Source organism: Porphyrobacter sp. CACIAM 03H1 (assembly GCF_002215495.1).
In the GTDB taxonomy this organism is placed as follows: domain Bacteria; phylum Pseudomonadota; class Alphaproteobacteria; order Sphingomonadales; family Sphingomonadaceae; genus Erythrobacter.
The window spans coordinates 1,337,606-1,362,748 of the sequence record NZ_CP021378.1; the positions used below are offsets into that span (position 1 = coordinate 1,337,606).

Sequence of the window (25,143 nt, forward strand, 5' to 3'; positions counted from 1 at the left end):
GGGTTGTCCCCCCTCGGGATGGATCGGCATGGTTGTCGCTCCCCTCACTTGATCACGGTCGCGCCGGCGGACGGCAGGACCTGGCCGGTGCGGCGCAGGCCGCCCGACGGGCTGGTGAGGATCGCACCCGCATTGGCCTTGGCGCTCACGGGCGTTTCGGTGGTGTCCTTGCCGCGGGTGACGCGCACGCTCGGGCCGGTCGGGGCCGGGGCGTCGCCGCGCCCGGTGCCGCCGCGCGCCGACGGGGCGGGAGCGATGTATTGCGGCTGCGGCTGAGTGCTCGTCTTGGGCGGCACGGTGGTGCGCTGGAAGCGCGACACGTCGCCGCCGGTCACGAAGGTCGTGCCCTTGTCGATCGGGCGGCCCATCGCGGCCTTGAGCATCTTGTCTTCCTGCTCGGGCGTGGCATTGGCCGGGATCTGGACATCGCCTGCGGCCACGGCCCGCTCGAGATCGGCGGGGCTGTCGGCGAGAGAGCGCAGCACCAGGCTGATCGTGCCGATGGTCTGGGCGACCGCGACCTTCTCGGCGATCTTGGGCGTCACCTCGAGCGTCACGGTGCGGAATTCGGTCACCACGGTCTTGCCGTTCTCGTCGGTGGTCTTCTCGACGGTCTGGTCGGTGGCGAGCACGCGCAGGTTGCGCAGCACCGTTTCAGCGGTCTTGAGCGACGAGCTGTCGTCGGCGCCGTCGATTTCCTGGGTCAGCACCAGGTCGACCCGGTCACCCGGGAACACGAAGCCCGCGACCCCGGTCATGGCCGAGACCGGCACCGTCACGGCGCGCATCCCCGGCCCGAGCGCGGCGGCGAGGAAGCCGCGGTCGCCCGGCGCGACGAGCGAGCCCTGGGTGACCGGCTCGCCGGCGGTGATCGGGTAGCGCACGACAGTGCCGAGCAGCTTGTTCATGTCGGCCTCGCCGTCGATGAAGTAGGCGTCCTGCACCAGCTCCTTGGGCCAGGGCTGGAAGCCCAGCGCATCGGCGGTGATGATGGTGCCTGCGGTCAGCGCCCGCTTGGCGACCAGCACCCGCGGGCCGGTGGGCACGGCGGCGGCGTCTGCATCGGGGGCGGCGCCTCCGGCGAACATGCTGCGCGCGGCAATCGCCGTTCCGATCGCGATGATCAGCGCACCGAGCAGCAGAACCAGTTTCTTCCTATCCATGGCTCAAATAGCCCCCTCGTAATCGCCCTTGGGTTGGTTAGCGGGCAGGTATGGTTTCAGTGCGTAAGGCTTGACTGGTTAAAATCGGGTTATGCGCCGGGAAATGCGCGCATCACCGCATCGTGATGGTTGAGCGCGAGCACCCATAGCCCGCCGATCGCGATCGCCACGCCATAGGGCAGGCGGCCGGGCGTCTTGGGCTTGAACACCAGGCGCCGGACGATGAAGCCGATCGCGAGAAAGCCCCCGAACACCGACATCACCGCCAGCATCTGCACGTAGCTCACCGGCGTGAACCACAGCGACAGCGCCGCCAGCAGCTTCACGTCGCCTCCGCCCAGGATCAGCACCTTGAGGCGGTAGCCGATGTAGGCGATCCCGATCAGCACGCCCGAGACGATCCCGCACAGCAGCAGCTGCCAGCCCACGTCGGGCCACAGCTTCATCCCGCTCGCCCACCAGAAGGCGGGCGCGGCGAGCGCGATCCCGGCGTTCAGCCAGTTGTCGATGTGGCGGTGGCGGATGTCGGTCACCGCGGCAAAGACCAGCGCGATTGCCAAGGCGATCAGCAGACCGTAGGAAATGGAACTCATCGACTTCGTGCCCCCGGGCAGGGCCCCGCCTCCCGGCGCGGACCGTCCTTCTTTGGGACACTGCTACAGGTTATGACTTACCAAATGGTAACCACGATCTCCGCCCCGGAGCCCGCGAGCAGGGCCTTGCGCGCATGATCGATCGCCGCGCGATTCCGCCTCACGCCGCTGAAAGCCGCTGGACCGCCGCCGACGGGCACAGCCTGCGCCGGATCGACTGGCCCGGCGCTGCCGAACCCCCGCGCGGCTCGCTCCTGTTCCTCCCCGGACGCGGTGATTTCTACGAGAAATATCTCGAGACGCTCGAGGAATGGCACCGCGATGGCTGGCGCGTGACCGCCGCCGACTGGCGCGGGCAGGCCGGGTCGGGGCGCCTCGGGCGGGACGCCGTCACCGGCCACATCGAGGATTTCGGCATCTGGATCGACGATCTCGCCCACCTCTGGGACAGCTGGGTCGCCGAAACGCCGGGCCCCCACGTGCTCGCCGCGCATTCGATGGGCGGGCATCTGGTGCTGCGCGCGCTGGTCGACGGGCGGGTGCATCCCGATGCCGTGGTGCTGAGCGCGCCGATGACCGGCGTCGCCGGCCCGCCGCTGCCGCTTCCTGTGCTCGCCCGCGTGGCGCAGGGCATGTGCCGCATCGGCGATCCGCTGCGCCAGGCGTGGAAGTGGAGCGAGAAGCCGGGCGAGCTGCCCTCGGCCCGGGCCAACCTCCTCACCCACGATCCCGAACGCTACGCCGACGAGCAGTGGTGGCGCGACCATCGCCCCGAACTCGTCATGGGCCCGGCCAGCTGGCGCTGGGTCGAGCGCGCCTATGCCTCGTGGATGCGGCTCGAGGCGCCCGGCGCCCTCGAGCGGGTCGAGGTGCCGGTGCTGATCGTCTCGACCGCCGCCGACAAGCTGGTGAGCCACCCGGCCAATGTCCGCGCCGCCGCGCGCCTGCCCAAGGGCGAGCTCCTCGCGCTCGGGGCCGAGGCGCATCACGAGGTGCTGCGCGAGGTCGATGCCGTGCGCGGGCCGATCATGGCCCATATCGCCGCTTTCCTCGACCGCGTCGTCCCGCGCGAGACCGTGCACGCATGATCCACGATATTGCCGTGATCGGCGCCGGGATGGCGGGCGCCAGCATTGCTGCCGAACTCGCGCCCCACGCGCGGGTGCTGCTGCTGGAGGCGGAGCATGCGCCGGGCTATCACGCCACGGGCCGCTCGGCGGCGTTCTGGGAGGAATGCTACGGCGGCCCCGGCGTGGTGCCGCTGACCCGCGCCTCGGGCAGCTATCTGGCCGAACACGGCTTCCTCACCCCGCGCGGCGCGCTCTATGTCGGGCGCGGGGAGGACCGCGCCGCGATGGCGGCCTTCCGCGAGAGCTACGAGGGCACCGGGGTGCGGCTGGAGGCGCTCGGGCCTGCGGCCCTTGCGCGGATCGTGCCGCACATCCGCCCCGAATGGAGCGAGGCGCTGCACCAGCCGGCCTGCGCCGATATCGACGTGGCGGCGCTCCACCAGCACTACCTCGCCCGCGCCCGCCGCGGCGGGGTCGAGGTGATCGCCCGCGCGCGGGTGACAGGGCTGGCGCGCGAGGGCGGGGCGTGGACGATTGCCGGCGAACGCGGCGAGGCCTGGCGCGCCGCCACCATCGTCAATGCCGCCGGAGCCTGGGCGGACGATGTTGCCCGCCTCGCACGCGCGGCGCCCGTCGGCATCGCCCCCTTCCGCCGCACCGTCGCCGTGCTGCGCGTCGCGCCCGCCGCGCCGGCCAACCTGCCGCTGGTGATCGACGTGGGGGGGAGCTTCTACTTCAAGCCCGACGCCGGGCGCCTGTGGCTCTCCCCGCACGACGAGATTCCGTCCGACCCCTGCGATGCCGCGCCCGAGGAACTCGATGTCGCCATCGCCATCGATCGCTTCCAGTCCGTCACCGACTGGCGGATCGAGGCGGTCGAGCACAGCTGGGCGGGCCTCAGGAGCTTCGCGCCCGACCGCTTGCCGGTCTACGGCTTCGATCCGCAAGTGCCGGGGTTCTTCTGGTTCGCGGGGCAGGGCGGCTTCGGCATCCAGACCGCGCCTGCTGCGGCACGGCTGGGGATGCAGCTGCTCACCGGGCAGGGGCGCGACGCGATGACTGCCGGGATCGCGGCGGAGACCTATGCGCCGGTGCGGTTCCTGTCCGCCCACGCCGTGCAGGGGGTCTAGGCAAGGCGCTGGCAATCTGCCATTTCCTCACCTGTGTTAACCACAAGAGAGGGGGCCGACATGGCGCACAAGTTCGAGATCTACAAGGACAAGGCCGGTGAATACCGGGTGCGGTTCAAGTACAACTCCGAGACGATGTTCTCGACCGAAGGCTACGCCAGCAAGGCGAGCGCGCAGAACGCCATCGATTCGATCAAGAAGAACGGCCCCGACGCCGAGGTCGAAGACAATTCCTGATTTCGTGTCGCGCTGACGCGCGACGCAGATCCCCCGCCCCACCTCCCCGCCCGGCCACCAATAGTGCCACTATCCTGTGGTGGCCGGGCGGGGAGGTGGGGCGGCCAAAGGGCTTGGACGTCTGCGCCACCGAAGGTGGCTCACAAGATCAATGCCCGAAGGCCGACTTCGGATCGGCCTGCCGCTGCGCCTCCTCGCTCGCCAGCGCGTCGGCGCGTTCGTTTTCGGGGTGGCCCGAGTGGCCCTTCACCCATTCCCACGCGATCTTGTGCGGGCGCGCGGCGGCGATCAGCTCGCGCCACAGGTCCTCGTTGGCGACCGGCTTCTTCGCCGCATTGACCCAGCCGCGCTTCTGCCAGCCGAAGATCCACTGCGTCATCCCGTCGATGACATAGCGGCTGTCGGTGTGGACCGTGACGGCGCAGGGCTCCTTGAGCGCGGTGAGGCCGCGCAGCACGGCGGTCATCTCCATGCGGTTGTTGGTCGTCGCGGGCTCGCCGCCGACGAGCTCCTTCTCATGGCCGCCGCTGCGCAGGATCGCCGCCCAGCCGCCCGGGCCGGGATTGCCCTTGCAGGCGCCGTCGGTGAAGATGTCGACCTCTTTCATCCCGGCCGCTTTGGCGGGCGCAGGCTCAGCCTGCAAGCAGGGCCGCGCCGTGGTCGTGGTAAAACTGCCAGCGGCGGGCGAATTGCATCGGGTCCTTGCGGGTGACGAGCGCATCGTCGGGGGTGTCGAGCCAGTCCTCGGCGCGGGAGGCGACGAAGCGCAGGCACGCGCCCTTGGCGATGGCGGGGAACAGCGCGCGCTCGGCGGGCGTAAGGCGCCGAACCGATTGGTAGCCTTCGATCAGCGCCGCGCCGCAATCGGCGCGGTAGGCATTGTCCGCATCGAAGCACCATGCGGCGTGGGTCACGGCAAGATCGAGCGCCATCGGCCCGGTGCAGGCGAAGTAGAAATCTATGAGCCCCGTCACCCGGTCGCCCAGCATCAGCACGTTGTCGGGGAAGAGGTCGGTGTGGGTCTGCGACACCGGCAGCGCCGACAGATCGAGCGCAGCGGCGGTCTCGGCATGGGCGAGCATCGCGGGTAGGCCTGCGTCGATCGTCGCCAGCCGCTCCGCGCCGCACTTGCCGAGGATCGCGGCGCTCGCGGCGAAGTCCATCGCATTGGCGCGCGCCATCGGGAAGTCCTCGGCGGCCAGATGCAGGTTCGCCAGCACCGCCCCGATGCTGCGGGCCTGCTGCGGGGTCGGGCGCGTCGGCGAGACGCCGGGCAGGAACTCGATCAGCGCCGCCGCCTTGCCCTCGACCATCCGCCACGACTTGCCGTCGCGGTCGTGCATGGTGCGCGGCACCGGACAGCCCTTGCCGGCGAGATGATCGAGCAGCGCGAGGAAATAGGGCAGATCGGCATAGTCGATCCGCCGTTCGTAAAGCGTCAGGATGAAGCGCGTGCCCCCGAACCCCTGGGGTTCTCCGGAGCCGGTCGTTTCCACCAGCCAGTTGGAATTGGAGACGCCCTCGGCGATCCCCTTGGCCGAGACCAGCTCGCCCACGTCGTATTCGCCGATCAGCCGGGCGAGATCCTCCGCGCCCAGATGGGTGTAGACCGCCACCGCAACCCCCCGCCCGTAACGCTATTCGGTCAGCTGGCGGGGCAGCTTGAAGACCATCTTCTCGACCGTGGCGGTGATTTCCTTCTCGTGGATCGTCCGCCGCTCGGCGAGCGCGGCGACCACCTCGCGCACGAGAATCTCGGGCGCCGAGGCCCCGGCGGTGAGGCCAAGACTCTGCACTCCCTCGAGCCAGGCGAAGTCGATTTCGGACGCGCGCTGGATCAGCTTGGCGGGGGTGCCGAGCCGCTCCGACACCTCGACCAGCCGCAGCGAGTTCGAGGAATTGGGCGCCCCGATCACCAGCACCAGATCGCAGTCGTGGGCCAGTTCCTTGACCGCCGCCTGCCGGTTCGAGGTGGCGTAGCAGATGTCCTCGGCCTTGGGCCCGGAGATGTTGGGATAACGCCACTCCAGCGCCTCGATCACCTCGCGCGTGTCGTCGACCGACAGGGTGGTCTGGGTGAGATAGGCGAGCTCCTCGTCGGAATCGAAGGGCAGCTTGTCGACATCCTCGATCGTCTCGACGAGGGTCATCTGGCCCGGCTCGACCTGGCCCATCGTGCCGATCACCTCGGGGTGACCCTCGTGGCCGATGAAGATGATGTGCCGGCCCTTCTCGATCTGGCGTTCGGCCTGGCGGTGGATCTTGCTCACCAGCGGGCAGGTGGCATCGACATAGAGCAGCTTGCGGCGCTTGGCCTCGGCCGGCACCGCCTTGGGCACGCCGTGGGCGCTGAACACCACCGGCGCATCGTCGGGCACCTCGTCCAGCTCCTTGACGAAGATCGCGCCCTTGGCCTTCAGCCCCTCGACCACGTATTTGTTGTGGACGATCTCGTGGCGCACATAGACCGGCGAACCGTAGCGTTCGAGCGCCTTCTCGACGATCTCGATCGCCCGGTCCACCCCGGCGCAGAAGCCGCGCGGGGCGGCGATCAGGAGGTTGAGGGGCGGCAGATCGGCTGCCGGCGCGTCGGATGCTTGAAAGGGCGCGTTCATGTCACCCCCCCTAGCGTTTTCCGGCGGCTCTCGCTAGGGCGCACCGGATCGGAAATTCGAGGACGGCTTGAGATGATGCTTCGCGCGCGCGCCTTTGCGGCACTGGGTCTGGTGGCCGTGCTGTCCGCCTGCTCGCAAAAGGGCGAGCTGGTGATCGACCAGGGCGTGGGCGTCGCCAGCGTGCTGAGCCTGTGCCCGGCGGTCGGCATCCCCGACTACACCGGCGATGTCACCACCTTCCGCAGCCCCGGCGACACCACCATCGGCAATCTCGATGTGAGCGCGGCGATGACCAATCTGCGCGCCACCTGCAACGACACCGCCGACCGCATCTATTCCGAGGCGACCTTCACCGTGAACGCCCGCCGCACCGACACGCGCGGTGCGCGCAGCGTGCAGCTGCCCTATTTCGTCACCGTGTTGCGCGGCGGGAGCGCGGTCGTCTCCAAGCGGATCGGCACCGTCACCCTGACCTTCGCCGACGGGCAGGAGCGCGCCAGCGCGACCGCCACGGCGGGCGGCTACGTCAACCGCGTCGACGCCGCACTGCCCGACGACATCCGCGAGAAGATCACCAAGCGACGACGCGCGGGCGATGCCGAGGCGGCGCTCGACCCGCTCGCCGACCCCGAGGTGAAGGCGGCGATCGCCCGCACCCGCTTCGAGATGCTGGTCGGCTTCCAGCTGACCGAGGACCAGCTGAAGTATAATGTGACGAGGTAAGTTTGCGGGGGCGCCTCCGCACCCCCGTCCTCGGTGCTGTTCCTCCGCTTTGCTCCGGGCACCTGCGGCTCGGCCGCGTGGCCTCGCGACGCCCTTGGCGTCGATCAGGTGCCATGTGCCCGGTGGTGTAAGCGTCCCCTTATCGCTTCCCCGGGCTTGACCCGGGGCCCGGCTTCCTTCTTTGCACGCGCGACACACCGCGCCTCACGCACGAGACAACCATGACCAAGACCCTTTACGCCGCCCATGCGGCCCTGATCGAAACCGTGCTGACCGACCTCGTGGCAGAGGGCACCCTGCCTGCGGGCACCTCCTTCGCCAACGTCACGCTCGAGCCGCCGCGCGATGCCTCGCATGGCGATCTTGCCACCAACGCGGCGATGGTGCTCGCCAAGGGCGCGGGCATGAACCCGCGCGCGCTGGCCGAGGCGATCACCGCCAAGCTGGCCGCGCAGCCGGGCATCACCAGCGCCGAGATCGCTGGGCCGGGCTTCATCAACCTGCGCCTCGCGCCAGAAGCGTGGCTCGCGGAGCTGCGCGCCATCGCGCAGCTGGGCGGCGATTACGGCCGCTCGCAGATGGGCGGCGGCACCACGGTCAACGTGGAATATGTCTCGGCCAACCCCACCGGTCCGATGCACATGGGCCATTGCCGCGGCGCGGTGGTGGGCGATGCGCTGTCCTCGCTGCTCGAATTCGCGGGCCACAGGGTGATCCGCGAATATTACGTCAATGATGCCGGCGCGCAGGTCGACGTGCTCGCGCGGTCGGTGCACATGCGGTACCGCGAGGCGCTGGGCGAGACCATCGCCATCCCCGAGGGCCTATATCCGGGCGAATACCTCGTGCCGGTCGGGCAGGCTCTCGCCGCCGAGTTCGGCGATGCCTACGCCGCCGCGCCGGAAAGCGACTGGCTGATCCTGTTCCGCACCCGCGCGGTCGCGGCGATGATGGACATGATCCGCGCCGATCTCGCCACGCTCGGCATCAATCACGACCTGTTCTCCTCCGAGGCCGAGCTTCAGGCCTCGGGCAAGGTCGATGCCGCCGAGGCATGGCTGCGGGAGCACGATCTCGTCTATGACGGCGTGCTCGAAGCGCCCAAGGGCAAGGCCCCGCCCGAGGATTGGGAACCGGTCTCGCTGCCGCTGTTCCGCTCGACGAAGTTCGGCGACGATCAGGACCGGCCGATCAAGAAGTCCTCCGGCGCGTGGACTTACTTTGGCGCGGATCTCGCCTACCACTTCCAGAAGGCGCAGACCGCCGATGCCCTCGTGGACATCTGGGGCGCGGACCATGCCGGGACGGTGAAGCGGATCAAGGCCGCGGTCGCCGCGCTGACCAGCGCGGACGGCGCGGCGCCCAAGCCCTTCGAGGTCAAGCTCGTCCAGATGGTGCAGCTGATGAAGGGCGGCCAGCCGTTCAAGATGTCGAAGCGGGCGGGCAATTTCGTCACGCTTGCCGATGTCGTCGAGATGGTCGGCAAGGACGTGGTGCGCTTCACCATGCTGACCCGCAAGCCCGACGCGCAGATGGATTTCGACTTCGACAAGGTTGTCGAGGCCTCGAAGGACAATCCGGTCTTCTATGTGCAATATGCCCATGCCCGGATCCGCTCGACGCTGCGGAAGGCGGCGGACATGGGGATCACGCCCTCGGATGCCGCGCTGGACAGGCTCGGCGTCGAGGAGCTGGCGCTGGTCGCCCGCGCCGCGCAGTTCCCGCGCGAGATCGAACTTGCCGCACGGGCGCGCGAGCCGCACCGGATCGCCTTCTACCTCTACGATCTCGCCGCCGATCTCCACGCCTACTGGAATCTCGGTAACGACAGGCCGGAAAAGCGGTTCATCGTGGAACAGGACCCCGCTCTCACCGCGGCGAGGCTTTTCCTTGCTGCCGCGATCGGGCAAGTGATCCGCGGTGGTCTCGGCGTGCTTGGCGTCGAGGCGGTCGAGAGCATGTAGCACAGCCGGGGGCGCGGGATTCCGTCATGATCGATGCCGAATACGAGGAACTGGACGACGGCGCCGATGGGCTTGGGGGCGAGCTCGATCTCGCCGACACCGATAGCCTGCCCTGGCTCGAGGCGGACGAGGAGGACGAGACCGCCGGCGGGATCGACACCGGCCAGATCGTGATGTTCGCGCTCGGCCTGCTGGCGCTGCTCGGTGCTGTGGTCGGCGGGGTATGGTGGGTCTCCAACCGCGCCGCGGGCGGCGAGGCGGTGGCCGACGGCAGCGTGATCCCTGCGCCCGAAGGTCCGATCAAGGAAAGGCCCGAGGATCCGGGCGGCAAGACCTTCGCGGGCACGGGCAATGTCGCGCCGGTGGTGGGCGAGGGCGGATCGCGGCCTGCGGTGGTCGCCGATGCGCCCGTGACCGCGCCGAGCGCCGCGCCCGCGCCTGCGCCTTCCGGGACCAAGCCTGTCCCGGTGGCCTCTCCCGCGCCCGGACAGGCCCCGGCGACCGGCGGGGTCGGCGTCCAGCTCGCCGCCTACGGCACCCGCGCCCGCGCCGAGCAGGGCTGGACCGACATCGGCCGCCGCACCGATGCGCTCGCCGGGGTCAAGTACCGCGTGGTCGAGGGCAAGGTCGATATCGGCACGGTCTACCGCCTCCAGGCGGTCGCCGCGAACCGCGCCGAGGCCGAGCGCCTGTGCGCTGAACTCAAGGCCGACGGGGTCGATTGCCAGATCAAGTAGTCCGCGAGGGCGTCCCGCAGTCGTTGCGTGGTCGTCGCAATGTGGTTGCGGGGTCGTTGCGGGGGCTTTTCCCCGCTCTTGAGGCCCTCCGGCCCTTGCAGGCGCACCGCCACGGTGCGAACCTGACGGTCTTATGATTCCGGCGATTTTCGGCATTTCCGGCCCCGTCCTGACCGCGGACGAACGCGCCTTCTTCCGCGAATGCGACCCGGCGGGCTACATCCTGTTCGGGCGCAACTGCGTCGACCCGGAGCAGCTGCGCGCTCTGACCGACGACCTCCGGAGCATCCACGGGCGCGACCGGTTGCTGGTCTCGATCGACCAGGAAGGCGGCCGTGTTGCGCGTCTGCGACCCCCGCTGTGGGCCGGGTATCCGTCGGGCCAAGCCTTTGATGCGCTTTACCAAATCGCCCCCGCGAGCGCGATCGAGGCGGCCCGCGCCAATGCCACCGCGATGGCGCTGGAGCTGTCGTATATGGGGATCACGGTCGACTACCACCCCCCGCTCGACCTGCGCGTGCCGGGCGCCCACGACGTGATCGGCGACCGCGCCTTCGGGGCCGATCCGATGCAGGTCGCAGCCCTGGGCCGCGCCGTTCTCGAAGGCCTTGCCGCAGGCGGGGTGACGGGCTGCATCAAGCACATGCCCGGCCACGGCCGCACCGATGTCGACACCCACAAGGCGCTCCCCACGGTCACCGCGCCGGCGGCAGAGCTGGAAGCCGACCTCGCCCCGTTTCGCACGCTCAATCAGGCACTTGTCGGCATGACCGGGCACCTCGTCTTCACCGCATGGGACCCGGAAAATCCCGCCACCCTGTCGCAGACCGTGATCCGCGACATCATCCGCGGGTCGATCGGCTTCGACGGCCTGCTGCTGACCGACGACATCGACATGGAGGCGCTCGGCGGCGCGATCCCCGAACGCGCCGCCCGCGCGCAGGCGGCGGGGTGCGACATCGTGTTGAATTGCTGGGCGAAGATGGACGACATGGCGGGCATCTGCGACGTTCTCTCTCCCATGTCCGACGCCACCGCCGCGCGGCTCGACCGGGCGCTCGCCGGCACCCGCATCGCGCCCGCCCTCGCCCCCGAGGCTGCCGAGTTCCTCGCCAAGCGCGACGCCCTGCTGGCGCTCGCCGGAACCCCGGCATGAACGCCCCCGACGCGCCCTTCATGTTCCCGCCCGAGGCCGCCAAGGCCGACGAGAACGCGCTCTATCTCGAGCTCGGCGCGTGGGAAGGCCCGCTCGACCTGCTGCTCGACCTCGCGCGGCGGCAGAAGGTCGATCTTCGGCAGATTTCGATCCTCGCCCTGGTCGACCAGTACCTCAACTACATCGAGCGCGCGGGCGCGCTGAAGTTGGAACTGGCCGCCGATTACCTCGTGATGGCGGCCTGGCTCGCCTACCTCAAGTCGGCGATGCTGCTCCCCAAGGCGGAGCAGGAGGACCCTTCGCCCGAGGAATTGGCGCTGCGCTTGCAACTGCGCCTGCAACGCCTCGGCGCGATGCGCGAGGCGGCGGCGCGGCTGATGGGGCGCGACCGGATCGGGCGCGACGTGTTCCTGCGGGGCGCGCCCGAAGGGCTGCGCACAGACCGCAAGACCGTGTGGCGGTCGGACCTCTTCACGCTGATCCAGGCCTATGGGCAGGTCAAGGCGCGCACCGCACCGCGCATCTACCACGTCGCCAATCGCCCGGTGATGACGCTCGATTCAGCGCTCGAGCGGGTCTCGGCGATGCTCGGCGTGACGCTCGAATGGATGGAGATCAGGGATTTCCTCCCGCCCCACGCCTCGCCGGAACTGCGGCGCTCGGCGCTCGCCTCGAGCTTCGTGGCCGCGCTGGAACTTGCCAAACGCGGGCGGGCGGAGCTTGATCAGGAGGGCGCCTTCGCCCCCTTGCGCATCCGCCGCCTCAAGGATGCCGCGGCTTCATGAGCGAGGAACCCGGCACCCTCGAACGCGCGGTCGAGGCGACCCTGTTCGCCGCCGAGGCGCCCCTCACCATCGAGGCGCTCGCGGCGCATCTCGGCGGTCTTGCGACCGGCGAGGTGCGCGAGGCGCTGGCGCTGCTGGAGACCCGCTACCGCGCGCGCGGCATCCATCTCGTCGAGCGGGGCGGGCGCTGGCACTTCGAAACCGCGCCCGATCTTGCCCACCTGCTGCGCCGCGAGAAGGAGCAGGTGCGCCGGCTGAGTCGCGCGGCCACCGAGGTGCTGGCGATCATCGCCTATCACGAGCCTGTCAGCCGCGCGGAGATCGAATCGATCCGCGGCGTGCAGACCAGCGCGGGTACTTTGGACGTGCTGATGGAGGCGGGCTGGATCCGGCCCGCAGGCCGCCGCGAGGTACCGGGGCGACCGGTGATCTACGCGACAACGCCCGAATTTCTCGACCATTTCGGCCTCGCCAGCCGCCGCGACCTGCCCGGGATCGACGAGCTGCGCGCCGCGGGCCTGCTCGATCCGGTCGACGAGGCGATGGAAGCCGCGATGCGCTTCGAGCCCGACGAGGCGGACGAAAGCGCCGCCGGCGACGACGAGAATCTGGCGGACTGACTCGCAATTCGCGCAAGGCTGACCTAAATGGGCATCCATTGACCGCCGGGCGTGCGCCCCGGCTTTGCGGCACCCCCCCACGCCCCGCCGCGGTTCAGGAGTTGAGACAATGGGTATTGGTTCGCTGTGGCACTGGCTGATCGTTCTCGCGATCGTGCTGATCCTGTTCGGACGCGGCCGCATTTCCGAGATGATGGGCGATTTCGGCAAGGGCATCTCGAGCTTCAAGAAGGGGCTCAACGAGACCGAGGAAACCGCCGCCAAGGCCGCCCGGATCGAACCGCCCGCCGCGCCTGTCGAAACCGCCGCTCCGGCCCCGGCCGAGAAGACCGACAGCACCGGCGCGTGATCGCCCGCCCCTGATCGCGGCGACCGGGACGCACCATCCATGTTCGACATCGGCGCCGGAGAGCTGCTGGTCATCCTGATCGTCGCGGTGGTGGTGATCGGGCCCAAGGACCTGCCCTTGGCGATGCGCACCGCGGGCCGCTGGATCGGCAAGGTGCGGCGTGTCTCGGCCCATTTCCGCTCCGGGATCGACGCGATGGTGCGCGAGGCCGAACTCGAGGAAATGGAAAAGAAGTGGAAGGCGCAGAACGAGGAGATCATGCGCCGCTCCGCCGCCCTGACCGAAGCCGAGGCCGGTGCGCCGGTGATGACGGGACCGCCGCCTGCCGAACCCGCGCCGCCGCCGGCGCAGCCCGAACCCGTTGTCGCGCCGGAAGCCGTGACCGATCCGGCTCCCGCTCCGGCACAGGCCCCGGCCAAGGGCGCTGCCGATGTTTGAGATCAAGGACCTCGACGAGACCCGCGCGCCGCTGCTCGACCACCTGATTGAGCTGCGCACCCGCATCATCCGCGCCCTGCTGGCGCTGGGGGTGGGCTTTGCGGTGTGCCTCTATTTCGCCGACGAGATTCTCGGCATTCTGGTCCAGCCACTCAAGGATGCCTTTCCCGACGGGCAGGGCCAGCTGATCTTCACCAAGCTGCCGGAAGTGTTCTTCGTCGAGCTCAAGGTTGCGCTGTTCGCGGGCTTCATGGTGAGCTTCCCGGTGATCGCCAACCAGCTCTGGGCCTTCGTCGCGCCGGGGCTCTATGCCCGCGAGAAGAAGGCTTTCCTGCCGTTCCTCTTCGCCACGCCCGTGCTGTTCGGCGCGGGGGCGGCGCTGGCCTATTTCGTGGTCATGCCGGTGGCCTTCACCTTCTTCCTCAATTTCGGCGGCATCACCGGCGGAATGCGGGTCGAGGCGCTGCCGAGCGCGGGGGACTATCTCAACCTCGTGATGCAGTTCATCCTCGCCTTCGGGCTCACCTTCCTGCTGCCGGTGCTGCTGCTGCTGCTCCACCGGGCGGGGATCGTCACACGCGGGCAGATGGTGGCGGCGCGGCGCTACGTGATCGTGGGCATCTTCGTGATCGCCGCGGTGGTGACCCCGCCCGATCCGGGCTCGCAGCTGGTGCTGGCGATCCCGCTGTGGCTGCTGTTCGAAGCCTCGCTGGTGCTGATGCGCCTCCAGGAGAAGGCGGTCGCCGCCGACAAGGCCGCGCGCGAGGCGGAGGCGGCGGAAGCGGCGGAGGCTGCCGCGGCGGAGTAGCCGGCGGGGCGGTTATTCGCCCCGCACCTTCACCCCGCCGATCCACACCTGGAGGATCTTCGTTTCGCGCAGCGCCTCGGGCGAGGCGAACAGCGGGTCGCGATCGACGAGGATGAAGTCCGCGCGCTCGCCCGGTAGCAGCCGCCCGAAGCGTCCCTCGGCAAAGCCCGCATAGGCGGCATCGGCGGTGAAACCCGCGAGCGCCTGTTCGCGGCTCACGGCCTCCTGCGGGAACCAGCCGCCGAAGGGCTCGCCCTTTGCGTCGGTGCGGCTGATCGCGGCGGCCATGCCGGCCCAGGGGTCGGCGGGCTCCACCGGCGCGTCCGACCCGAAGGCGAGCCTCCCGCCGACCTTGATCACGCTGCGCCACGGATAGGCCCCGGCCAGCCGGTCCGGCCCCAGCCGCGCCTCGGCCATCAGCCGGTCGGAGGTCTGGTGGAGCGGCTGCATCGAGGCGATCACCCCGTGCTGCCCGAGCCGCGCGATGTCCACCGGATCGACGATCTGCGCATGCTCGATCCGCCAACGCCGGTCGCCCTTGTAGCTTTCCGAAAGCTCCTCGATCGCGGCGAGCACCTCGGCATTGGCGGCATCGCCGATGGCGTGGACGGCGGTCTGGAAGTTGTCCATCGCCGCGCGGCTCATCAGGTTCCGGAGCTGCGAGGGCGAGAGCAACGGCAGCCCGCGGGTGCCGTGATCGTCGGCATAGGGCGCCTTGAGGCTCGCCCCGCGCGACCCCAGTGCGCCATCGAGAAACAGCTTGATCCCGCCCATCCGCAGACGGTCGTCATAGAGCCAGCCGGTCGGTTCGGGCCCCGCCATCAGTTCCAGCGTCTCGACGGAGTCGGCATAGGACATGATGCGTACCTGCAAGCGCCCCTGGTCCCCTGCGCGACGGAAAGCGGTCCAGTCGGCGGGCTTGGTGCCCATGTCGGCGACGGCGGTCACGCCCTTGGCCAGCAGCACGTCCTGCGCCTTGGCGAGCGCGAGGTCGCGGTCTTCCGGGCGCGGCGCCGGGACGACCTTGGCGACCAGTTGGATCGCGTTGTCGACGAACACGCCCGCGGGGTTGCCCTTCGCGTCGCGGATAATCTTGCCGCCGGCCGGATCGGGGGTCTTGGCAGTGATTCCGGCGGTCTGGATCGCCAGCGTGTTTCCCCACTGCGCGTGGTTGTCGGCGCGCTCGAGCCACACCGGGCGGTCGGAGACCACCGCATCGAGCTCGGCGGCGGTGGGGAAGCGGCCGAGCCCCCACTTCTCCTGGTTCCAGCCGCGCCCGATGATCCAGGGGCGACCGGGGTTCTCCTCGGCGAAGGTCTTGATCTTCGCCAGCGCATCCTCGAGCGAGGTGGTGCCGGACAGGTCCAGCGTCAGCGCGGCAAAGCCCATGTCCATGACGTGGACGTGCGCGTCGATCATGCCGGGCAGCATCACGCGGCCCTCGCCATCGAGGCGGTAATCGACCTGCGGGCGCTTGTCGCCGCGTCCGAGGACGGCGGTGACCTTGCCCTCGTCGTCGAACACCAGCCCGTTGAAGCGCCTGACCTTGCCCTCGGCGTCGATCGTCACCCCGTCGACATTGTCGATCAGCGTGTCCGACAGCGCGGGCGCGGCGAGGGCGAGGGCGGAGACGGCGGCAAGCGAGCGGGCAAGCGTCAGCAGCATGGCATTCCTTGGGTATCGGCCGGAAGGGCAGGCGGCGTGTGCTATCGCCTTCGTGCCCGCTTGCCAACTTTCACCCGCACAGGAATTCCTTTTGCGCCCCGGGCGTGTCGCCGATTGCCCTTGCGGCTCCAAGCCTCTAATCGCCTCGGCACCATGTCGACACAGCTTGCCGCATCGAACCCCAAGGGCGCCGCCGCCACTCCGGCCGACCTGACCCTCGACGACGTCCGCGCCGCCGCAGCCCGCATCGCGGGCGCGGTCGTGGAAACGCCGATGATGCACTCGATCACCCTCTCGGAGATCACCGGGGCGGATATCTGGCTGAAGTTCGAGAACCTCCAGTTCACCGCCGCCTACAAGGAGCGCGGCGCCCTGAACGCGCTGCTGCTGCTCACCGAGGAACAGCGCGCGCGCGGCGTGATCGCAGCCTCGGCGGGGAACCATTCGCAGGGCCTTTCCTATCACGGCACCCGGCTGGGCGTGCCCGTCACTATCGTCATGCCGCGCACCACGCCGACGGTGAAGGTGATGCAGACCGAGAGCGTCGGCGGCAAGGTGGTGCTGGAGGGCGAGACCTTCGACGAGGCCTATGCCCATGCAAGGAAGCTCGAAGGCGAGCTGGGGCTGACCTTCGTCCATCCGTTCGACGATCCCCACGTTGCGGCCGGCGCGGGCACGGTGGCGCTCGAGATGCTGGCCGTGAAGCCCGATCTGGATTGCATCGTCACGCCGATCGGCGGCGGCGGGCTGATCTCGGGCATGGCGACCGTCGCCAAGGCGCTGAACCCCAAGATCGAGGTGGTGGGCGTGCAGGCGGGCCTGTTCCCGTCCATGTTCGATCGCATCAAGGGCGCGAACCTGCCCTGCGGCGGCGACACGCTGGCCGAGGGCATTGCCGTCAAGCAGCCGGGCGACTTCACTTCGAAGGTGATCGCCGAGCGGGTGGACGACATCCTGCTGGTCGACGAACCGGCGCTGGAAAAGGCGGTCGCGCTGCTGCTCCAGATCGAGAAGACCGTGGTCGAGGGCGCGGGCGCGGCAGGGCTGGCGGCGGTGCTGCGCAATCCGGCGCGCTTTGCCGGCAAGTCCATCGGCCTCGCCCTGTGCGGCGGGAACATCGACACGCGCCTGCTGGCAAACGTCCTGCTGCGCGATCTTGCCCGCCAGGGCCGCCTCGCGCGCCTCAGGATCACCCTGCAGGACCGCCCCGGCGCGCTGTTCCGGGTGATGCGGCTGTTCGACGAGCACAACGTCAACATCATCGAGATCTATCACCAGCGCATCTTCACCACGCTGCCGGCCAAAGGCCTTATCACCGACATCGAATGCGAGGCGCGCGATGCCGAGCAGGTCGACCGGCTGGTCGAGGGCCTGCGCGCCAACGGCTACACGGTGCAGCTGGTCGAACTCGGCTGACGCCCTCGGGAAATCACTGATCGCAGGTCGGGCCCTGTCCCGAATTGCACCGCTCCGGCTGCGTTTTGCGGCCGGGCGCCCGACGTTCTGCGCGAAATTCGCGAAAATTCGTGGTTAAGGGACTTTTACCGGGGCGAGGGTGCGGGCATAAGATTTCCTTAACGAATTCGATCCGCGATTCATCCGATCTTTCCGGCGCACAAAGGACGCAGCCCCACCCGTGACGGCACCGATCCGCTTCCCCCGGTTCTTCGTGACCAGCCCCGCGCCGTGCCCCTATCTGCCGGGCCGCAGCGAGCGTAAGGTGTTCACCGAATTAAAGGGCCCGCACGCGGACCAGCTCAACGAGGCGCTCGGGCGCATCGGCTTTCGCCGCAGCCAGACGGTGGCTTACCGCCCGTCCTGCCTCGATTGCCAAGCCTGCGTCTCGGTGCGGGTGGTGGCGGGCAAGTTCCGCCCCTCGGCCACGCAGAAGCGCGATCTCAAGCGCAACGCCGACCTGATCGTCACCGAATGCCGCCCCTGGGCGACCGACGAACAGTTCGCCCTGCTCGCGCGCTATCTCGGCCAGCGTCACCCCGATGGCGGAATGTCGGCGATGGACGAGATGGACTACGCCGACATGATCGAGCACACGCCGGTCAATACTGTCGTCACCGAGTACCGCGAGCCCGGTCCGAACGGCAAGCCAGGCCGCCTGATCGGCGCCTGCCTGACCGACCGGCAGGGTGACGGCTTGTCGATGATCTACTCCTTTTACGAGCCGGATCACCCGACCCGCGCGGGGCTGGGCAACTTTATTATCCTCGATCATATCCGCCGCGCCGCAGCCGAGGCATTGCCTTACGTCTATCTGGGATACTGGGTCGAAGGCAGTCCGCGCATGCAGTACAAGGTCCGTTATCGTCCGCTGGAGCGGCTGACGCGCGAGGGCTGGCAGCTGATGGACCCGCGCGACCAGCACCGGCTGATCGCGGCGGCGACCGCCCCCCGGCAGCCGCAGGACGAAGGCTCGGGCGTGCGGGGCAAGGATGGCCAGCCTGTCAAGTTTCCGGCCACCTGAGACTCAGCGCCGTCTCAAGCTCGGTCTCGCCATCGCCGCAGGATTGGGTCAGACCACGCTGGCGCTGAACGGTGCTCCAGCCGTGGCCGCTGTGTTGCAGCCGGCACCGGTGCAGGAACAGGACGAGGCTGATCGCGACGGGGATGCAGCGGATGCGGTTCAGCCCGCGCCTGCACCCCCAACGGCCCCGCCGACGCCGGAGCCCGTGCCGCAGTCGCTCGACGACCTGATCCCCGAGGCCGCCGTTACCAATCCCGAAAGCTGGGCCGCGGGCGGCGTCGCCGATCAGGCACCGGTGGTCGTGCCGGTCGATCCTCTGGCCGAGGTCACGCTGCCCGGCTTCGATGCCGAATTCGCCGATCTCGATGCGCCCGCCGGTCCTGATGCACCCGTCACCGCCGAAGCGCTGCTCGCGGACCTCGCCATCGAGGACCCGCAGCCGCTCCCGCCCGATCCCGCGCTCGAAGAACTGGCCGCGATCGCCGCGCCGACCATCGCCGCGCTGCCCGAACTCTCCGAAACCCGGATCAGCAGCACGCTGGTGCTGGCGCTGCCATCCGCGCCCGAGGCCTTCCCCGAACGCGCCGAATTCGTCGGGCGGTTCGAGGACCTTTCGACCTTGCGCGCCCTCGACGACGGGGAGGAGAATGCCCCCCAGGTCTCGGCCCGGGCACGCGCCGACGAGGAACTGCTCGGCGACATCCTGCGCACCTACGGTTATTACGCCGGCGACGTCGTGCGCCAGCTTTCGGGAGGGCGGCGCGCAGGGTCGAATGGCGCGGAGGCGGACGAGGCCGCCGAGGCCGCCGCGCGCGAGCCGAGCGTGCGCTTCGACATCCTGCCGGGGCCGCGCTACCGCTTCGGGCGGATCGATCTCGGCGGGCTGCCCGCCCTGCCGGAGCCCGACGCCAGCCGCCTGATTGCGGCCTTCGGCATCCAGTCGGGCGATCCGCTCTACGCCGACCGCATCGTCGAGCGCGAGCTGGAACTGCGCGTCGCGCTGGGCGAAAGCGGCTATCCCTTTGCCGAGGTCGCCGAGCCCGAACTGCTGATCGACCATGCGCGCGAGGAAGGCGACCTGACGCTCGACGTCGCACCCAAGGGCAAATACGTCTTCGGCGAGGTGGTCAGCAACGACCCCCGCTTCCTTTCGGGCCGCCATCTCGGGCGCATCGCGCGGTTCGATCCGGGCGACGTGTTCCAGCAAAGCCTCGAGACCGATCTCAGGCGCGCGATCATCGCCACCGGCCTCGTCTCCAGCGTCACCGTCACCCCGCGCGAGACCCGCGCGCCGCAGGACGGGCAGCCCGGCGAGGTTGCGCTCGATGTGGAAATGGAACGCGCGCCGCTACGCACCATCGCCGGCGCGATCGGTTACGGGACCGAGGACGGGCTGAAGGTCGAGGGCCGGTGGGAGCACCGCAACCTCTTCCCGCCCGAAGGGGCGCTGCGGCTGCGCGGCATCCTCGGCACACGCGAGGCGCTGGCGAGCATCGGGGTGAGGCGCAACAACTTCCTCGATCGCGATCAGGTGCTGACGGTCGATCTCTTCGCCAGCGACATCAATACCCTGGCGGTGGATTCGCGCGGTTTCGGGATGCGCGCAACCTTCGAGAAGGTGTCGAACATCCTGTTCCAGAAGGAGTTCAGCTGGCAGGTGGGGGGCGAACTGCTCTACACCGACGAGCGCAACATCGATCGCCGCCGCAATCAGACCAACATCTTTCTTCCGCGTCAGACATTCCTGATCGGCGGACTGTTCGGCAGCGTCACGCTCGACGAGAGCGACGATCTGCTCGATCCGACCGAGGGCTACCGCGCCACGCTGTTCCTCGCGCCCGAGGTTTCGCGCTCGCAAGGGACGGAAAGCTACTACCTGCGCGCCCAGGGCGACGCGAGCTATTACCAGTCCTTCGGCGATCTGGTCCTTGCAGGACGCGTGCGCGCGGCGACCATCCAGGGCGCGGCAGCGATCGACATTGCTCCGTCGCGGCGGCTTTATGGCGGCGGGGGCGGATCGGTGCGCGGCTACGGCTTCCAGGGGATCGGACCGCGGGACCGTTTCGGCAACCCCGAGGGCGGCGCCTCACTGATCGAGTTCGCTCTCGAGGCGCGCATTGCCACGCCGCTGTTCGGCGGCAACGTTCAGATCGTTCCCTTCATCGATGCGGGTTCGGTCAGCCGCGGGTCTTCGCCCGATCTCAACGAGATCCGCTTCGGCGCAGGCATCGGGCTGCGCTACAAGACCACCTTCGGCCCGATCCGCATTGACGTTGCGACGCCGCTCAACCCGAACGAGTTCGACAGTCCGGTGGTGGTCTATGTCAGCCTCGGGCAGGCGTTCTGATGGCGGAAGGGGGCGAGATCGTGGAAACCGCGCCACAGCCGCCACAGGGTAGCGCGCTCCGCCGGCGCTGGGGCAAGCGCATCGGCTGGGCGCTGGCGCTGCTGCTCGCACCCTTCCTGCTCGTCGCTGCCTTCCTCGCGACGCCCATCGGCAAGCGTTTCATCGCCGACCAGATCGCGGCGGCCGCCCCCGCCTCGGGCCTGCGCTTCACGGTCGGGCGGATCGAGGGTGACATCTACCGCACCGCGGTGCTGCGCCGTGTCACCGTGAGCGATCCCAAGGGGGCCTTCCTCACCATCCCCGAGGTGCGGCTCGACTGGCGTCCCCTGCACTGGCTGTGGAGCGGGCTCGACATCCGCGAGGTAACCGCCCGGCGCGGGCGGCTGACCCGCCTGCCCGAACTCCTTCCCGGCGATCCCGACGCCCCGCTGCTTCCCGATTTCGATATCCGCGTCGACAAGCTGGTGGTCGAGAACCTCGTCATCGCCAGGGGTGTCGCCACGCCGCGCGACGAGCGCGCCAACCTCACCGCGCGGATCGATATCCGCGAGGGCCGCGCGCTGGTCGATGCCAAGGCGCGGCTCGGGGCAGAGGACCGCATCGCCCTCCTGCTCGATGCCGAACCCGATGGCGACCGTTTCGAGCTGGCCGGCGACTATCGCGCGCCCGCGGGCGGCGTGCTGGCGGGGCTGGCGGGTTTCGAACAGGGCTACACCGCGCGCATCGCCGGGGATGGCACCTGGGCGAAGTGGCGCGGCGCCGCGGTTGCGCGGCGGATCGGAGCCGGGGCCGCGAGCGGGGAGCGCCCGGTCGCGGCCTTCCGCATCACCAACGATGCCGGGCGCTATGGCGTGCTCGGCCGCCTGCGCGCCGGGCTTGCGGACGACACCCTCACCGGACGGGCACTGGGCGAGGCGACCGCGCTCGCCGCCTCCTTCACGCTCGAGGACAGCGTCGTCGAGGGGCGCGCCGCCGTGGTCTCCTCCGCGCTCGACCTGCGGGCGGGCGGGGTGGTGGATCTCGCCGACAATGCGGTCGACGGCGCACGGGTGCGGCTCGCGATGCGCGATCCCGACCTGTTCGGCGAGGCACTCAGGATCGAGGGCGGAACGATGGTCGCCGACCTCACCGGCCCCTTCGACGATCTCGGCATCAAGCACGAGATCGCGGTCCGCCGTCTTGAAGCGCCCGGGGTAGTGGCCGCCACCGGCCTTGCCCAGGCGGGCACTGCGCGGTTCGAGCGATCAGTCCTCAGCCTGCCGCTGGCGCTCACCGCCGAGCGGGTGACGACCGGCATCGCCCAGGCCGACCCGCGCCTCGTGAACGGCCGCGCGAGCGGGCTGCTCACCTATGATTTCAGCGCTGGCAAGCTCGCCGCCGACCGGGCGCGGATCACCTTCCCGGGTCTCGAGGCGACGCTCGCGTTGCGCGGCGACACCCGCTCCGGAGCCTATGCTGTTGCGGGACCGATCAGGGCCAGCCGCCTCAAGGTCGAGGGCGCCGGCGAGGTGAGCGCCAATGCGAAGATCCTCGCCAGCTTCGGCTCCGCCGCGCCGTGGAGCCTCAGCGCCAATCTCGACGGTGTCCTCAGCCGGATCGGCAATGCCACGATCGTCAATCTGGCAGGCGAACAGGTGCGCTTCAGGGGTCAGCTTGGCATGGGCGCAGGCCAGCCGATCACCTTCCGTAACACCACCATCACCGCCCCGCGCCTCACCGCCCGGCTCGACAGCCGGGTGATCACTGCAGGCGGCGTCACCCGCACCGTGCTCGCCGGCAGCGGGCGGCAGGCGCAATACGGCCCCTTCCGCTTCGACGCGGAGATCGCCGCCGACGGTCCGCGCGCGGTGCTGGTGCTCGCCGACCCGCTGCCCGCCGCAGGGCTCAAGGACGTGCGCATCGCGCTTGCCCCGCGCGGGGAAGGCTTCGGCGTCGATGTCGCGGGCGGATCGCTGCTCGGACCCTTCGAGGGCGCGCTCGGGATCGTCATGCCTGCGAACGCCCCGACCCGCATCGAGATCGACCGTCTCGAGGTCTATCGCACCACGATCAGCGGCAGCGTCGTGCTGGCGGACGCAGGGCCTTCGGGCGACCTCAGGTTCGCGGGCGGCGGCGTCAACGGCACGGCTTCGTTCCGCCCGCAGCCCGGCGATGCCATCGGCTTCGCGGTGGATCTTGCCGCGCGCGACGCGAGCTTCGGCGGCACGACCCCGATCAGCATCGCCCGCGCCGACATCGCCGCCACCGGCCGCTATGCCGAGGGCAGCACCAGCGTCGATGCCGACATCACCGCGAGCGGCTTTGAATATGGCGGCCTGCGCCTCGCCAACCTTTCCGCCAAGGCCGCCGTCACCAACGGACGCGGCAAGGTGACCGGCACCGTATCGGGTCGCCGCGCCGACCGCTTCGCGCTCAACTTCGATGCCAATGTCGCCCCTGAACAGGTCGCGGTGGTGGCGCGCGGGCAATACGGCAACGCGCCGATCACCATGCCGCGCCGTGCCGTGCTGACCGCCGACGAGGACGGCGGCGGCTGGCGGCTCGCACCCACGCAGGTCGGCTTCGGCGGCGGCTTCGTCATCGCCGAGGGCGAATTCGGCGGGGGCGAGACGGCGGTCGAACTCAAGCTGTCGCGCATGCCGCTGCGCCTGCTCGATCTCGCCGGTGCCGATCTCGGCCTCGGCGGGCGGCTGACGGGGATCATCGATTACCGGCAGGTAGGGCGGGAGGCGCCCACCGCGCGGGCGCGCGGGCGGATCGATCGTTTCAGCCGCGCCGGCCTCGTGCTCTCGTCCAAGCCGATCAACGTGCTCGGCGTGGTCGATCTCGGGGCTGACCGCCTGACCGCCGCCGCGCGCCTGTTCGAAGGCACCGACCGGCGTGGTGACCTGTCGTTGCGGATCGCCGAGCTCGGTACGGAGGGCACGCTGACCGACCGGCTGATGCGCGGGCGGCTCGACGGGCGGCTCGCCTTCGACGGGGCCGCCGAGACGCTGTGGCGCCTCGCCGCGGTAGAGGCCTTCGACTTCGCCGGGCCGGTGCGGATCGTCGCCCGCGCGACCGGCACGCTGGCTCAGCCGCGCATCGCCGGCACCCTCGCGACCGACGACCTTACGGTGCAGAGCGCGCTCACCGGCACCCGGGTCACGGGTGTGAGCGCGCGCGGGCGCTTTGCCGGATCGCGGCTCGAATTGGTGCGCTTTGCAGGATCGACTGCGGGCGGGGGCACGGTGAGCGGCAGCGGAACCGTCGACCTAGCGCGCATGAGCGCAAACCGTGGGCCGACGCTCGATCTGCGCGCCGCGGTCAAGAACGCGCGGCTGCTCGATGCCAACGGTCTTGCGGCGACCATCACGGGCCCCCTGCGGATCGTCTCCAACGGCCTCGGCGGCACGATCGCGGGGCGGGTGACGGTCGACCGCGCGCGCTGGGCGCTGGGCAATGCCGCCGAGGATGTCGCCCTGCCGCGCATCGCCACGCGCGAGATTAATGGCGAGAACGGGCGTGCCCGCACGCAGGTATCGTCCCGCGATGCGGCGTGGCGCTATCTGGTCAATGCCACGGCCCCCGGGCGGGTCGAGGTCGAGGGGCTCGGGCTGGAGAGCGAATGGGGGATCGATGTGGCGCTGCGCGGCACGGTCGACGATCCGCGCATCGGCGGCTCGGCGCGGCTGGTGCGCGGGGACTACACCTTCGCAGGCACCCGCTTCGAGCTGACCCGCGGGCGCATCCAGTTCGATCTGAACGAAGCGATCAATCCGCGTCTCGACGTGCTCGCCGAGACCTCCAAGAATGGCACCAATGTCGACATCGCGATCACCGGCAACGCGCAGTCGCCGTCGATCGCCTTCTCCAGCGACCCCGCGCTGCCCGAGGAGGAGATCCTTTCGCGGCTGCTGTTCGGCGGATCGGTGACCTCGCTGTCGGCGACCGACGCTGTGCAGCTCGCCGCGGCGGTGGCAGCGTTGCAGGGCGGGGGCGGGGGGCTCGATCCGATCGGCCAACTGCGGCGCTCGATCGGGCTCGACCAGCTGCGTATCGTCAGCGCCGACCCGCTGATCGGGCGCGGGACGGGCATCGCCATCGGCAAGAACATCACCCGCGAGATATATGTCGAGCTGATCACCGACGGGCGTGGCTACAGCGCGACGCAGGTGGAATACCGGATCACCAGCTGGCTGGCGCTGCTCGGGACGGTGTCGACCATCGGGCGCGATTCGGTGCTGGTGCAGGTTAGCCGCGACTATTGAAGCGGGCCGTCCGG

Annotated in this window: 22 protein-coding genes; 16 read left to right on the forward strand and 6 right to left on the reverse strand. The window is 69.7% G+C overall.

What is annotated here, in order from left to right; all coding sequences use genetic code 11:
* Nucleotides 1-44 precede the first annotated feature (44 nt).
* Nucleotides 45-1,163, reverse strand: coding sequence for a Flp pilus assembly protein CpaB (gene cpaB / locus CBR61_RS06270; RefSeq protein ID WP_088913587.1), 1,119 nt, complete (start codon nucleotides 1,161-1,163; stop codon nucleotides 45-47).
* 89 nt (nucleotides 1,164-1,252) lie between these two features.
* Nucleotides 1,253-1,756 (reverse strand): A24 family peptidase, encoded by a 504-nt coding sequence (locus CBR61_RS06275; RefSeq protein ID WP_088913588.1) that lies wholly within the window; start codon nucleotides 1,754-1,756, stop codon nucleotides 1,253-1,255.
* 134 nt (nucleotides 1,757-1,890) lie between these two features.
* Between CBR61_RS06275 and CBR61_RS06280 the strand changes: the two genes are divergently transcribed.
* Genes CBR61_RS06280 through CBR61_RS06290 form a run of 3 tightly spaced genes read left to right on the forward strand, consistent with a single transcriptional unit; the run spans nucleotide 1,891 to nucleotide 4,193 of the window.
* Nucleotides 1,891-2,844 carry an alpha/beta fold hydrolase gene (locus CBR61_RS06280; protein ID WP_088913589.1) on the forward strand — a complete coding sequence of 318 codons (954 nt, stop codon included), beginning with the start codon at nucleotides 1,891-1,893 and terminating at the stop codon, nucleotides 2,842-2,844.
* Nucleotides 2,841-3,956 carry an NAD(P)/FAD-dependent oxidoreductase gene (locus tag CBR61_RS06285; RefSeq protein ID WP_088913590.1) on the forward strand — a complete coding sequence of 372 codons (1,116 nt, stop codon included), beginning with the start codon at nucleotides 2,841-2,843 and terminating at the stop codon, nucleotides 3,954-3,956. Before CBR61_RS06280 ends, CBR61_RS06285 begins: the two co-directional genes overlap by 4 nt.
* 60 nt (nucleotides 3,957-4,016) lie before the next feature.
* A complete protein-coding gene (locus tag CBR61_RS06290; RefSeq protein WP_088913591.1) occupies nucleotides 4,017-4,193 on the forward strand; it encodes a YegP family protein in 177 nt (58 codons plus the stop codon).
* Nucleotides 4,194-4,341: 148 nt separating this feature from the next.
* On the opposite strand, the gene rnhA is transcribed toward CBR61_RS06290, so the two are convergent.
* The 3 genes from rnhA to ispH are packed head-to-tail and all read right to left on the reverse strand — an operon-like array spanning nucleotide 4,342 to nucleotide 6,808.
* Nucleotides 4,342-4,800 carry a ribonuclease HI gene (gene rnhA, locus CBR61_RS06295; RefSeq protein WP_088913592.1) on the reverse strand — a complete coding sequence of 153 codons (459 nt, stop codon included), beginning with the start codon at nucleotides 4,798-4,800 and terminating at the stop codon, nucleotides 4,342-4,344.
* Between the two features lie 25 nt (nucleotides 4,801-4,825).
* Nucleotides 4,826-5,809, reverse strand: a complete 984-nt coding sequence (locus CBR61_RS06300) for a homoserine kinase (RefSeq protein WP_088913593.1) — start codon at nucleotides 5,807-5,809, stop codon at nucleotides 4,826-4,828.
* Between the two features lie 21 nt (nucleotides 5,810-5,830).
* Nucleotides 5,831-6,808, reverse strand: coding sequence for a 4-hydroxy-3-methylbut-2-enyl diphosphate reductase (ispH, locus tag CBR61_RS06305; protein WP_088913594.1), 978 nt, complete (start codon nucleotides 6,806-6,808; stop codon nucleotides 5,831-5,833).
* A 72-nt stretch (nucleotides 6,809-6,880) separates the two neighbouring features.
* Here ispH and CBR61_RS06310 point away from each other — a divergent pair, with 72 nt between their 5' ends.
* The 9 genes from CBR61_RS06310 (at nucleotide 6,881) to tatC (ending at nucleotide 14,388) form a co-directional block, all read left to right on the forward strand.
* Nucleotides 6,881-7,531 (forward strand): hypothetical protein, encoded by a 651-nt coding sequence (locus tag CBR61_RS06310; RefSeq protein ID WP_088913595.1) that lies wholly within the window; start codon nucleotides 6,881-6,883, stop codon nucleotides 7,529-7,531.
* 221 nt (nucleotides 7,532-7,752) lie between these two features.
* Entirely contained in the window at nucleotides 7,753-9,495 is a 1,743-nt protein-coding gene (gene argS, locus CBR61_RS06315) for an arginine--tRNA ligase (protein WP_088913596.1), read from the forward strand.
* A 26-nt stretch (nucleotides 9,496-9,521) separates the two neighbouring features.
* Complete coding sequence (locus CBR61_RS06320; protein ID WP_088913597.1) at nucleotides 9,522-10,232, forward strand: SPOR domain-containing protein; 711 nt, start codon at nucleotides 9,522-9,524, stop codon at nucleotides 10,230-10,232.
* Between the two features lie 133 nt (nucleotides 10,233-10,365).
* A complete protein-coding gene (gene nagZ, locus CBR61_RS06325) occupies nucleotides 10,366-11,388 on the forward strand; it encodes a beta-N-acetylhexosaminidase (RefSeq protein WP_088913598.1) in 1,023 nt (340 codons plus the stop codon).
* Entirely contained in the window at nucleotides 11,385-12,173 is a 789-nt protein-coding gene (locus CBR61_RS06330; protein ID WP_088913599.1) for a segregation and condensation protein A, read from the forward strand. Before nagZ ends, CBR61_RS06330 begins: the two co-directional genes overlap by 4 nt.
* Entirely contained in the window at nucleotides 12,170-12,793 is a 624-nt protein-coding gene (gene scpB, locus CBR61_RS06335) for an SMC-Scp complex subunit ScpB (RefSeq protein ID WP_088913600.1), read from the forward strand. Before CBR61_RS06330 ends, scpB begins: the two co-directional genes overlap by 4 nt.
* Before the next feature lie 109 nt (nucleotides 12,794-12,902).
* Nucleotides 12,903-13,142: a twin-arginine translocase TatA/TatE family subunit gene (locus CBR61_RS06340; RefSeq protein ID WP_088913601.1), complete on the forward strand. Its 240-nt coding sequence runs from the start codon at nucleotides 12,903-12,905 to the stop codon at nucleotides 13,140-13,142.
* Nucleotides 13,143-13,181: 39 nt separating this feature from the next.
* Nucleotides 13,182-13,580 carry a Sec-independent protein translocase protein TatB gene (gene tatB, locus CBR61_RS06345; protein WP_088913602.1) on the forward strand — a complete coding sequence of 133 codons (399 nt, stop codon included), beginning with the start codon at nucleotides 13,182-13,184 and terminating at the stop codon, nucleotides 13,578-13,580.
* A complete protein-coding gene (tatC, locus tag CBR61_RS06350) occupies nucleotides 13,573-14,388 on the forward strand; it encodes a twin-arginine translocase subunit TatC (RefSeq protein ID WP_088913603.1) in 816 nt (271 codons plus the stop codon). Before tatB ends, tatC begins: the two co-directional genes overlap by 8 nt.
* 12 nt (nucleotides 14,389-14,400) lie before the next feature.
* On the opposite strand, the gene CBR61_RS06355 is transcribed toward tatC, so the two are convergent.
* Nucleotides 14,401-16,053 (reverse strand): amidohydrolase, encoded by a 1,653-nt coding sequence (locus CBR61_RS06355; RefSeq protein WP_088913604.1) that lies wholly within the window; start codon nucleotides 16,051-16,053, stop codon nucleotides 14,401-14,403.
* A 153-nt stretch (nucleotides 16,054-16,206) separates the two neighbouring features.
* Between CBR61_RS06355 and CBR61_RS06360 the strand changes: the two genes are divergently transcribed.
* From CBR61_RS06360 to CBR61_RS06375, 4 genes are all read left to right on the forward strand, one after another.
* Entirely contained in the window at nucleotides 16,207-17,469 is a 1,263-nt protein-coding gene (locus CBR61_RS06360; RefSeq protein ID WP_088913605.1) for a threonine ammonia-lyase, read from the forward strand.
* A gap of 220 nt (nucleotides 17,470-17,689) precedes the next feature.
* Nucleotides 17,690-18,532: an arginyltransferase gene (locus CBR61_RS06365; RefSeq protein WP_088913606.1), complete on the forward strand. Its 843-nt coding sequence runs from the start codon at nucleotides 17,690-17,692 to the stop codon at nucleotides 18,530-18,532.
* Nucleotides 18,501-20,879, forward strand: coding sequence for an autotransporter assembly complex protein TamA (locus CBR61_RS06370; RefSeq protein WP_233996890.1), 2,379 nt, complete (start codon nucleotides 18,501-18,503; stop codon nucleotides 20,877-20,879). Before CBR61_RS06365 ends, CBR61_RS06370 begins: the two co-directional genes overlap by 32 nt.
* 20 nt (nucleotides 20,880-20,899) lie before the next feature.
* Nucleotides 20,900-25,129 carry a translocation/assembly module TamB domain-containing protein gene (locus CBR61_RS06375; RefSeq protein WP_233996892.1) on the forward strand — a complete coding sequence of 1,410 codons (4,230 nt, stop codon included), beginning with the start codon at nucleotides 20,900-20,902 and terminating at the stop codon, nucleotides 25,127-25,129.
* Nucleotides 25,130-25,143: the final 14 nt, after the last annotated feature.